The sequence below is a fragment of the Pseudomonas sp. LJDD11 genome (assembly GCF_024584215.1).
Lineage (GTDB): Bacteria > Pseudomonadota > Gammaproteobacteria > Pseudomonadales > Pseudomonadaceae > Aquipseudomonas.
On record NZ_JANJFL010000014.1, the window covers coordinates 129408 to 140063 of the forward strand.

10 protein-coding genes and 4 tRNA genes are annotated in these 10656 nt (G+C 56.3%); all 14 read right to left on the reverse strand.

Annotated features, from left to right (window positions below):
- Positions 1 to 17: 17 nt before the first annotated feature.
- Positions 18 to 4091 (reverse strand): DNA-directed RNA polymerase subunit beta, encoded by a 4074-nt coding sequence (gene rpoB / locus NRB16_RS17395; protein ID WP_045484159.1) that lies wholly within the window; start codon positions 4089 to 4091, stop codon positions 18 to 20.
- 219 nt (positions 4092 to 4310) lie between these two features.
- Positions 4311 to 4682, reverse strand: coding sequence for a 50S ribosomal protein L7/L12 (gene rplL / locus NRB16_RS17400; protein WP_045484166.1), 372 nt, complete (start codon positions 4680 to 4682; stop codon positions 4311 to 4313).
- A 75-nt stretch (positions 4683 to 4757) separates the two neighbouring features.
- The gene (rplJ, locus tag NRB16_RS17405; RefSeq protein ID WP_045484170.1) at positions 4758 to 5258 is read right to left on the reverse strand and encodes a 50S ribosomal protein L10; all 501 of its coding nucleotides are present in this window, start codon (positions 5256 to 5258) and stop codon (positions 4758 to 4760) included.
- 195 nt (positions 5259 to 5453) lie between these two features.
- On the reverse strand, positions 5454 to 6149 hold the full coding sequence (gene rplA, locus NRB16_RS17410) for a 50S ribosomal protein L1 (protein WP_045484173.1): 696 nt from the start codon (positions 6147 to 6149) through the stop codon (positions 5454 to 5456).
- On the reverse strand, positions 6149 to 6580 hold the full coding sequence (rplK, locus tag NRB16_RS17415; RefSeq protein ID WP_045484176.1) for a 50S ribosomal protein L11: 432 nt from the start codon (positions 6578 to 6580) through the stop codon (positions 6149 to 6151). Before rplK ends, rplA begins: the two co-directional genes overlap by 1 nt.
- 117 nt (positions 6581 to 6697) lie before the next feature.
- Positions 6698 to 7231 carry a transcription termination/antitermination protein NusG gene (nusG, locus tag NRB16_RS17420; RefSeq protein ID WP_045484179.1) on the reverse strand — a complete coding sequence of 178 codons (534 nt, stop codon included), beginning with the start codon at positions 7229 to 7231 and terminating at the stop codon, positions 6698 to 6700.
- Positions 7232 to 7240: 9 nt separating this feature from the next.
- Entirely contained in the window at positions 7241 to 7609 is a 369-nt protein-coding gene (secE, locus tag NRB16_RS17425) for a preprotein translocase subunit SecE (RefSeq protein ID WP_045484182.1), read from the reverse strand.
- A gap of 43 nt (positions 7610 to 7652) precedes the next feature.
- Positions 7653 to 7728 (reverse strand) — tRNA-Trp (locus NRB16_RS17430).
- A 174-nt stretch (positions 7729 to 7902) separates the two neighbouring features.
- Positions 7903 to 7978: transfer RNA gene (locus NRB16_RS17435), tRNA-Thr, on the reverse strand.
- Between the two features lie 27 nt (positions 7979 to 8005).
- Positions 8006 to 8079 (reverse strand) — tRNA-Gly (locus NRB16_RS17440).
- Positions 8080 to 8103: 24 nt separating this feature from the next.
- Positions 8104 to 8188: transfer RNA gene (locus tag NRB16_RS17445), tRNA-Tyr, on the reverse strand.
- A gap of 143 nt (positions 8189 to 8331) precedes the next feature.
- Complete coding sequence (locus NRB16_RS17450) at positions 8332 to 8757, reverse strand: hypothetical protein (RefSeq protein ID WP_045484185.1); 426 nt, start codon at positions 8755 to 8757, stop codon at positions 8332 to 8334.
- Positions 8758 to 8764: 7 nt separating this feature from the next.
- Entirely contained in the window at positions 8765 to 9514 is a 750-nt protein-coding gene (locus NRB16_RS17455) for a pantothenate kinase (RefSeq protein ID WP_045484187.1), read from the reverse strand.
- Positions 9504 to 10463: a bifunctional biotin--[acetyl-CoA-carboxylase] ligase/biotin operon repressor BirA gene (gene birA / locus NRB16_RS17460; protein ID WP_257106566.1), complete on the reverse strand. Its 960-nt coding sequence runs from the start codon at positions 10461 to 10463 to the stop codon at positions 9504 to 9506. Before birA ends, NRB16_RS17455 begins: the two co-directional genes overlap by 11 nt.
- Positions 10464 to 10656 lie beyond the last annotated feature (193 nt).

Consider the following 10656-nt stretch of genomic DNA (forward strand, 5'->3'; position numbering starts at 1 on the left):
CCCATTCACGTCACGTGTTATTCGGTTTCCAGATCGATATCGATACCGAGAGAACGGATCTCTTTGATCAACACGTTGAAGGACTCGGGCATGCCCGGCTCCATACGGTGATCGCCGTCCACGATGTTCTTGTACATCTTGGTCCGACCGTTCACGTCGTCCGACTTCACTGTGAGCATTTCTTGCAGAGTGTAAGCGGCGCCGTATGCTTCCAGCGCCCAGACTTCCATCTCCCCGAAACGCTGACCACCGAACTGCGCCTTACCACCCAGCGGCTGCTGGGTAACCAGGCTGTAGGAACCCGTGGAACGCGCGTGCATCTTGTCGTCCACCAGGTGGTTCAGTTTCAGCATGTACATGTAGCCAACGGTTACAGCGCGCTCGAACTTGTTGCCGGTACGGCCGTCGAACAGCTGCATCTGGCCGCTGTCAGGCATATCTGCCAGACGCAGCATCGCCTTGATCTCACGCTCTTTGGCCCCGTCAAACACCGGAGTCGCCATAGGCACGCCGTTGCGCAGGTTCTTCGCCAGGTCGAGGATTTCCTGGTCAGAGAAGCTGTCCAGGTTTTCCTGACGGCCACCGATCTCGTTGTAGATCTCGGCCAGGAACTTGCGCAGCTCGATGACTTTGCGCTGCTCTTCGAGCATACGGTTGATCTTCTCGCCCAGACCCTTGGCTGCGAGGCCCAGGTGGGTTTCAAGGATCTGACCGACGTTCATACGCGAAGGTACACCCAACGGGTTCAGAACGATATCGACCGGAGTACCGTTGGCGTCGTGCGGCATGTCTTCGACCGGCATGATCACCGAGACAACACCCTTGTTACCGTGACGACCGGCCATCTTGTCACCCGGCTGGATGCGACGGCGGATAGCCAGGTAAACCTTGACGATCTTCAGTACGCCTGGAGCCAGGTCATCGCCTTGCTGCAGCTTGCGTTTCTTGTCTTCGAACTTGTCGTCCAGCAGACGACGACGATCAACGATGTAAGCCTGAGCTTTTTCGAGCTGCTCGTTCAGAGCATCTTCGGTCATGCGCAGCTTGAACCACTGGCCGTGCTCAAGACCGTTGAGGATCTCGTCGGTGATCTCCTGGCCTTTCTTCAGGCCAGCGCCGCCTTCCACAGTCTTGCCAACCAGAGCCGACCGCAGACGCTCGAAGGTTGCACCTTCAACGATGCGGAACTCTTCGTTGAGGTCCTTGCGGATCTCGTCCAGCTGGGACTTCTCGATCGACAGGGCACGGGAGTCGCGCTCGACGCCATCACGAGTGAAGACCTGTACGTCGATGACAGTACCCTTGGTGCCGGTTGGCACGCGCAGGGAGGTGTCTTTGACGTCGCTGGCCTTCTCACCGAAGATTGCACGCAGCAGCTTCTCTTCCGGGGTCAGCTGGGTTTCGCCCTTCGGCGTGACCTTGCCCACCAGGATGTCGCCAGCAGCCACTTCGGCGCCGACGTAAACGATACCGGCTTCGTCCAGTTTGTTCAGTGCAGCTTCACCCACGTTCGGGATGTCTGCAGTGATTTCCTCTGGGCCCAGCTTGGTATCACGCGCCACACAGGTCAGTTCCTGGATGTGGATCGTGGTGAAGCGGTCTTCCTGAACCACACGCTCGGACAGGCAGATGGAGTCTTCGAAGTTGAAGCCGTTCCATGCCATGAACGCGATGCGCATGTTTTGACCGAGCGCCAGTTCACCCATGTCGGTGGACGGACCGTCGGCCATGATGTCACCACGACTGACCACATCACCACGGCTCACCAGCGGACGCTGGTTGATGCAGGTGTTCTGGTTGGAACGGGTGTACTTGGTCAGGTTGTAGATATCCACACCCGCTTCGCCGGTTTCGACTTCATCGTCGGCAACCCGGACCACGATACGGCTGGCATCCACGGAGTCGATCACGCCGCCACGACGAGCCACGACGCAAACGCCGGAGTCGCGAGCCACGTTACGCTCCATACCAGTACCAACCAGCGGCTTGTCGGCACGCAGGGTTGGGACCGCTTGGCGCTGCATGTTCGAGCCCATCAACGCACGGTTGGCGTCGTCGTGCTCAAGGAACGGAATCAGCGAGGCTGCAACCGAGACTACCTGCTTGGGCGATACGTCCATCAGGGTTACGTCGGCAGGTGCCTTGACGGTGAACTCGTTCAGGTGACGAACGGCTACCAGCTCGTCGATCAGTTCCTGCTTGTCGTTCATCGCGGCCGAAGCCTGGGCGATGACATGGTCAGCTTCTTCGATTGCCGACAGGAACACGATGTCGTTGCTGACAACGCCGTCTTTCACTACACGGTACGGGCTTTCCAGGAAGCCGTACTGGTTGGTACGGGCATAGGCCGCCAGAGAGTTGATCAGGCCGATGTTCGGACCTTCAGGCGTCTCGATCGGGCACACACGGCCGTAGTGAGTCGGGTGTACGTCACGAACTTCGAAGCCTGCGCGCTCACGAGTCAGACCGCCAGGGCCGAGTGCGGAAACACGGCGCTTGTGGGTGATCTCGGACAGCGGGTTGTTCTGGTCCATGAACTGCGACAGCTGGCTGGAACCGAAGAACTCTTTCACCGCCGCCGCAACCGGCTTGGCGTTGATCAGGTCCTGCGGCATCAAGCCTTCGCTTTCTGCCATCGACAGACGTTCCTTGACCGCACGCTCAACGCGCACCAGGCCAACACGGAACTGGTTCTCGGCCATTTCACCAACGCAACGAACGCGACGGTTACCCAGGTGGTCGATGTCATCGACGATACCTTTGCCGTTACGGATATCGACCAGGGTCTTGAGAACCTCGACGATATCTTCCTTGCACAGCACGCCCGAACCTTCGATCTCGGTACGACCGATACGACGGTTGAACTTCATGCGACCCACTGCCGACAAGTCGTAGCGCTCAGCACTGAAGAACAGGTTGTTGAACAGGGTCTCGGCGGCATCCTTGGTTGGCGGCTCGCCAGGACGCATCATGCGGTAGATCTCGACCAGAGCTTCCAACTGGTTGCTGGTGGAGTCGATCTTCAGCGTGTCAGAGATGAACGGACCGCAGTCGATGTCGTTGGTGTACAACGTTTCGATGCGCACGACCTGACCTTTAGCGATCTTGGCCAGCAGGTCGGTGGTCAGCTCGGTGTTGCACTCGGCGATGATCTCGCCAGTCGCCGGATGCACGATAACCTTGGCGGTGGTGCGGCCCAGGAGATATTCCAGAGGCACTTCCAGCTCTTTGATACCGGCTTTTTCCAGCTGATTGATGTGACGGGCAGTGATACGGCGACCCTGCTCGACAATAACCTTGCCGCTGTCGTCCTTGATATCAAGAACGGCGATTTCACCACGCAGACGCTGCGGTACCAGCTCCAGGTTCAGGCTCTGGTCGCGGATATGGAAAACGTTGGTGGTGTAGAAGGCATCCAGCACCTGCTCGGTGGTGTAGCCCAGCGCGCGCAGCAGTACGGACGCCGGCAGTTTGCGGCGACGGTCGATACGCACAAATACGCAGTCTTTCGGGTCGAACTCGAAGTCCAGCCAGGAACCGCGGTATGGAATGATGCGAGCGGAATACAGCAGCTTGCCGGAGCTGTGAGTCTTGCCACGGTCGTGGTCGAAGAACACACCAGGCGAACGGTGCAGCTGGGACACGATGACGCGCTCGGTACCGTTGATAACGAAGGTACCGTTTTCAGTCATCAGGGGGATTTCACCCATGTAGACTTCTTGCTCTTTGATGTCCTTGATCGCTTTGTTCGACGATTCTTTGTCGAAAATGATCAGACGAACCTTGACCCGCAGAGGTACTGCGTAAGTCACGCCACGCAGCACGCACTCCTTGACATCAAATGCCGGTTCGCCCAAGCGATAACCTACATACTCCAGGGCAGCATTGCCGGAGTAGCTGATGATCGGGAAAACGGATTTGAAGGCTGCATGCAGACCGACGTCGCGGAACTGATCTTTGGTCGCTCCCGCCTGCAGGAATTCACGATACGAATCCAGCTGGATGGCCAGGAGATACGGCACATCCATTACGTCCGGCAACTTGCTAAAGTCCTTGCGGATACGTTTTTTCTCAGTGTATGAGTAAGCCATCAGCGTTCCCCAGCTTGGTCACCTGCCTGTTTGGCTCCTTCGACGGAAGCAGCCAGAAAATCGTGCAAACCCTCTTGGTTTGCGCCACCGTCTCGGTGGTATTGCACGTTGTAGAACGTTGGCCTGGCCACACGTCTATAACGGAAAAAGGCCGGTGGCATAAGCCACCAGCCATCAGCCTTCTGCTTGACGCTTGGGCTGGACGCTCAAGGTCGATGCTTATTTCAGCTCGACTTTAGCGCCTGCTTCTTCCAGAGCAGCCTTGGCTTTCTCAGCCGACGCCTTGTCAACGCCTTCCAGAACGGTAGCTGGAGCGCCGTCAACGGCAGCTTTAGCTTCTTTCAGGCCCAGACCGGTCAGCTCACGAACAGCCTTGATCACGTTAACTTTCTTCTCGCCAGCTTCGGCCAGGATAACGTTGAACTCGGTTTGCTCTTCAACAACGGCAGCAGCGCCACCGGCAGCTGGGCCAGCCGAAGCGGCAGCAGCAGTAACACCGAACTTCTCTTCGAAGGCTTTGATCAGTTCTACGACTTGCAGAACGGACATCTCGGCAACGGCGTTAAGGATATCTTCTTGAGAGATGGACATGACTCAATTTCCTGAATTGGGGGACGGCCTGTGCGACCATCGAAATAAACAAAAACGCGTTAGAAGGGCTCAGCCTCAGGCTGCAGCAGCTTCTTTCTGGTCGCGAACAGCCGCCAGAGTACGAGCCAGCTTGCTGGTAGCGCCTTGGATCACGCTCATCAGCTGCGAAATGGCTTCGTCGCGGGTCGGCAAGCTTGCCAGTACGTCGATCTGATTAGCTGCGAGGAACTTGCCCTCGAACGCAGCTGCCTTGATCTCGAACTTGTCCTGACCTTTGGCAAACTCTTTGAACAGACGAGCAGCAGCGCCCGGGTGTTCGTTGGAGAAAGCGATCAAGGTCGGGCCGGTGAACACATCGTTGAGGACACTGTATTCAGTGTCAGCAACGGCGCGCTTGAGCAGGGTGTTACGTACGACACGTACATAAACGCCAGCTTCACGAGCCTCTTTACGGAGTCCGGTCATAGCGCCTACAGTCACACCACGGGCATCAGCCACGACAGCGGACAGGGCAACTTTGGCAGCCTCGTTGACTTCAGCGACGATGGCCTTCTTGTCTTCGAGTTTAATTGCCACGGGTTTAACTCCTGCTTGTTACCGTTTCATCCAGCCGGAGCCGGATGTCGTTTTGGTGTCTGATTCGGTAAGGAACCGGGAGCACCATCTGCGTAGGCTTGTGGTTTAAGACTTGCGTCGCCTACGGTCTTGGACAGCCCCCGCCAGGCAGGGACCCCAATTTTTGAGTGGCGCGGCATGCCGCGCCACTGCACATTACGCGTCCAGCGAGCTCTGATCGATAACCAGACCTGGGCCCATGGTGGTGCTCAGGGTTACGCGCTTGACGTAGATACCTTTCGAGGAAGCTGGCTTGATACGCTTCAGATCAGCGATCAGGGCTTCAACGTTTTCCTTCAGCTTGACGGCATCGAAGCCGATCTTGCCAACGGAAGTGTGGATGATGCCGTTTTTGTCGGTGCGGTAACGAACCTGACCAGCCTTGGCGTTTTTCACGGCGTTGGCTACGTCTGGAGTTACAGTACCGACTTTCGGGTTAGGCATCAGGCCGCGAGGACCCAGAACCTGACCCAACTGACCGACAACGCGCATGGCATCCGGAGAAGCGATGACTACGTCGTAGTTCAGGTCGCCGGCTTTCATTTCGGCAGCCAGATCGTCCATACCTACACGGTCAGCGCCGGCAGCCAGAGCGGCTTCAGCAGCTGGACCCTGGGTGAACACGGCAACACGAACAGTCTTACCGGTGCCGTGCGGCAGAACGGTAGCGCTACGAACGACCTGGTCGGATTTACGAGGATCGACGCCCAGGTTAACAGCAACGTCGAACGACTCGCTGAACTTGACGGTCGACAGCTCGGCCAGCAGGCTTGCTGCGTCCACGAAGTTGTAGACTTTGCCAGCTTCGAGCTTGCTGGCGATTGCCTTTTGACGCTTGGTCAACTTAGCCATTACACACCCTCCACGTTAAGGCCCATGCTGCGAGCAGAACCGGCGATGGTACGCACGGCTGCATCGAGGTCAGCGGCTGTCAGATCAGCGCTCTTGGTTTTAGCGATCTCTTCCAGCTGAGCACGGGTAACAGTGCCAACCTTAACAGTGTTAGGACGAGCAGAACCGCTGGCCAGGCCTGCTGCTTTTTTCAGCAGAACCGAAGCCGGGGTGCTCTTGGTTTCGAAAGTGAAGCTACGGTCGCTGTAGACGGTGATGATCACAGGAGTCGGCAGACCAGCTTCCAGGCCCTGAGTACGGGCGTTGAACGCTTTGCAGAATTCCATGATGTTCACACCGTGCTGACCCAGAGCAGGACCAACGGGTGGGCTTGGGTTAGCCTGACCGGCTTTCACTTGCAACTTGATGTACGCGTTAATCTTCTTGGCCATGAGGCACTCCAGTTACGGGTTCTAGCGCCAGTTAAGGCTCCCCGATGCATTGCACATATATCCCGGTGACGAAAAAACCCCACAGCCTTTGGCTGCGGGGTTGGGATTTCAGCTCGCTCAGACCTTCTCGACCTGGCTGAACTCCAGCTCTACCGGAGTAGAGCGACCGAAAATGAGCACAGCCACCTGAATGCGGCTCTTTTCGTAGTTAACTTCTTCAACCGAACCATTGAAGTCCGCGAATGGACCGTCAATAACACGTACAACCTCGCCCGGTTCGAACAAGGTCTTCGGCTTGGGCTTATCGCTGCCATCAGCAACGCGACGCAGAATTGCTTCTGCTTCTTTATCAGTAATCGGCGCAGGCTTGTCGGCAGTACCGCCGATGAAGCCCATCACACGCGGGGTATCCTTGACCAAGTGCCAGGTACCCTCGTTCATTTCCATCTGCACCAGCACATAGCCAGGGAAGAATTTACGCTCACTCTTGCGCTTCTGGCCGTTACGCATTTCCACTACTTCTTCAGTAGGGACCAGAATTTCGCCGAAGCCATCTTCCATGCCTGCCAGCTTCACACGCTCGATCAGCGAGCGCATGACATGCTTCTCGTAACCCGAGTAAGCATGCACTACATACCAACGCTTAGCCACGAGACACCCTTAGCCAACTATCAAGGAAACAAGCCAACCGAGCAGGGAATCAAGCCCCCACAACAGCAGCGCCATAACCAGAACCACCGCCACGACGATCAGCGTAGTCTGGCCGGTCTCTTGACGAGTCGGCCATACGACCTTACGAATCTCTGCACGCGCTTCTTTGGCAAGCGTAAAGAAAGCTTTGCCCTTGCCGGTCTGCAGCGCAACGAACGCGGCAGCAGCTGCAATCACAAGGAGAACGAGAACGCGATACAGGATCGGCTGGGCCGAGTAATACTGATTACCGACAACACCCACGACCACCAGAACGACTACCAGGAGCCACTTCAGCAGGTCAAAGCGGGAGTCTGATGCTTCAGCCTTGAGATTCATCTACGGAGATCCTGTGAAAAGAAAGCCAGATATCGAAAGAATCTGGCAGGTCAGGAGGGAATCGAACCCCCAACCTACGGTTTTGGAGACCGTCGCTCTGCCAATTGAGCTACTGACCTAAAAACAAAATCAGGCCGACCATTATGCTGACCCGACTAGATTTTATCAACACCTCTTTTCATTCACCCAAAAGCAGAAGATACCAATGAGCCATGAAAAGAATTCAAGCGAAGGCCGAGACCGACACACCCGCTTAAAACAAAGGCAGATATTTGCATATCTGCCTTTGATAATGGAGCTCTTGAGCGGATTTGAACCGCTGACCTCACCCTTACCAAGGGTGTGCTCTACCAACTGAGCTACAAGAGCGAAACCTTACGCACAAACTGCAAAATCTGGAGCGGGTAGCGGGAATCGAACCCGCATCATCAGCTTGGAAGGCTGAGGTTCTACCACTAAACTATACCCGCAGAACTTGCAATTCTTGCTAAATATGGTGGAGGGGGAAGGATTCGAACCTTCGAAGTCGTAGACGTCAGATTTACAGTCTGATCCCTTTGGCCGCTCGGGAACCCCTCCTGAGCTGGGCGGCATTATCAACCTCTGCCACCCTCTTGTCAACCACTTTCCTCAATTAAATCTTGGAGTTACGTGAGTTGATCAATCTTGCTCCTTAACTTGGCTTTCAGCCTCGCTGTGGAGCGGGCGCCATTCTATGCAAACTAATTAAGGTCTGCAACCCCTTCACATAAAATAATCCGATTTTTTAACTGCGGAAAATCCTGAGTGAGTTGAGCCACCAACTCTTCACCGACCAGCCGACGACTCTCAGGCATGACGGCAAGCCAATAACGATTGGCGCCCGCCACTTGCTGCACATGATACTGCGTACGAATATCGAGACTCTTCAGACGCTGCTCTACCGCTTTCACATCGTCAGCCTTGGCAAACCCACCCAGGTATTGGCATTCAGGCCTGCTCTCACGCCCCTCCCCTACACCCGACTCACTGAGCAGCCGGATATCCTGCTGAGCAGAACGGTTAAGCGATAGCGGAATCACTTCCTTGGCACGCAGGGGAGCTTCCTGCTGATGCCAGAGGTAGTAGAAGACGTTCAGCATCAAGAGCAAAAGAAAAAGCCAACGCATGAAAACCTCAGCGAAGTGGGCAGGCCAGGGCAAGGCCGATGAAAACCAGATCAGGAACAACTCGAGCGCCAGGAATCACATCCTCGACCAACCCCGCGTCGCCGCCAGTGATAAACACATCGAAATGCTCACCCCAGTATGACCTCGCCATCTCCAACTGAGCCTGAACAAAACCGCGCAGCATTAGAGAGCAACCGCGCTCGACAGCCTCTGCGGTAGAGTGCCCCGGCCCCAAACCGACAAGCGCTCTTTCAGCGGCCGCATCATCATAACGAATACGCCTGGTGTGAGTGCGCAGCTGGTTGCGCATCAGCGGGATACCAGGGCAAATGAAGCCCCCCAGATGCAAACCTGTCAAATCGACGAAATCAGAAGTAACAGCAGTGCCAAGATCGATGACCAGACACGCTCTGCGGGCTAAATGGTAGCCCGCCACCAAGGCCAACCAGCGATCAAGCCCCAGGCGCTCATACTCATCATACCCATTCGATACCCCCGCCAGAGTCCGGGCAGGCTCGGCACACACCGGCCTCATACCGTAACAACTGCGCAGCATCTCCATCAGCTTGTGGGTCTCGTCCGGGGTGCGCACACTCACCAGGCGGCAGTGAGCAAGTTCCAGCCCCGGCAAGAGCCCCAACTGTTCCACCAGCGCACTGTCGGAATCTACGACACCACCAGCCCTGATCGAGTCATCGCCCTTCTCTGTGACGCGCCACTTGATGAAGCTATTGCCACAATCGAGTTCAAGAATCATCGCGCAACCTCAGGCTGAGCTCACCGCCACTAAAGCTTTTTTCTATACCACCGACATCCAGTCGCAACGCGCCAAGCTCATCGATACCAAGAACGACGCCCTCCGTTCTGTCCGCCCCCGACAAGAGCGTCACTTCACGACCTTGCCACAGGTGATTACGCTCCCACTCAGCCTGAAACACTGAAAAGCCTTCCTGCTGGTGCCGCTGCAAGAGCTCCTGCAGCCGGCCGGCCAGGCGAGCAGCCAGATGATTACGATCGCACAACGCTCCAGCCTCCAGGCGCACAGAAGTCCAGGACTGATCCACCTCCGAGCAAGCCTGCATATTCACGTTGATACCAATACCTATCACCACGTGACACACATCAGCCGGATCCCCCATCAGCTCCAGCAGGATCCCCGCCAGCTTGCGGCGCCCCGACAGCACATCATTTGGCCACTTGAGACCGGCCTCTTTAACGCCAAATTCCCTTAGAACCTCGACGACAGCCAGGCCCACCATCAAGCTCAGCCCCTCAATCTGGCGCATACCGCCTTCAATCCGGAGCAACAGGCTGAAATACAGGTTTTCGGCAAAGGGGCTAACCCATTTGCGACCTCGTCGCCCCCGACCTGCAGTCTGCCGCTCCGCCACCACTACGGTTGGCATGGTAGCGCCCAGAGCAATCAGTCGAGCAGCCTCGGCATTTGTAGAGTCAAGGCTCTCATGGACAATTACAGACCAGCCTTGGGGCAGCCCCGAATTCTTGATCGCCTGTTCATCATGCAGCGAAAGCGCACTGGCGAGCCTGTAGCCGCGGCCACGAACTTTGTGCAGCTCAACCCCAAGCTCCGCCTGCAACTGCTGTAACTGCTTCCAGACAGCGCTACGACTGATCCCCAACTCATCGCCCAGGACCTGACCGGAGTGAAACTCGCCATCGGCAAGAAGTCTTAGCAACGTGAGCATGAAATTAACGCCTTTTAAAGAGGCACGCATAATAGCCATGCAGACCACGGGTGCATAGGTACATGAGATAAGCATCAAAGGCTGAACTTTTCCGCACGCAAAGCAAAACCCCCGATCGCAGAGCGATCAGGGGTTCTGTGTTTGAATCTTGACGATGACCTACTCTCACATGGGGAAGCCCCACACTACCATC

Excerpts from the sequence above, each read along its gene's own strand:
- rpoB (WP_045484159.1), bottom strand. The coding sequence starts at position 4,091 with ATGGCTTACTCATACACTGAGAAAAAACGTATCCGCAAGGACTTTAGC.
- rplL (WP_045484166.1), bottom strand. The coding sequence starts at position 4,682 with ATGTCCATCTCTCAAGAAGATATCCTTAACGCCGTTGCCGAGATGTCC.
- rplA (WP_045484173.1), bottom strand. The coding sequence starts at position 6,149 with ATGGCTAAGTTGACCAAGCGTCAAAAGGCAATCGCCAGCAAGCTCGAA.
- rplK (WP_045484176.1), bottom strand. The coding sequence starts at position 6,580 with ATGGCCAAGAAGATTAACGCGTACATCAAGTTGCAAGTGAAAGCCGGT.
- secE (WP_045484182.1), bottom strand. The coding sequence starts at position 7,609 with ATGAATCTCAAGGCTGAAGCATCAGACTCCCGCTTTGACCTGCTGAAG.
- NRB16_RS17450 (WP_045484185.1), bottom strand. The coding sequence starts at position 8,757 with ATGCGTTGGCTTTTTCTTTTGCTCTTGATGCTGAACGTCTTCTACTAC.
- NRB16_RS17455 (WP_045484187.1), bottom strand. The coding sequence starts at position 9,514 with ATGATTCTTGAACTCGATTGTGGCAATAGCTTCATCAAGTGGCGCGTC.
- birA (WP_257106566.1), bottom strand. The coding sequence starts at position 10,463 with ATGCTCACGTTGCTAAGACTTCTTGCCGATGGCGAGTTTCACTCCGGT.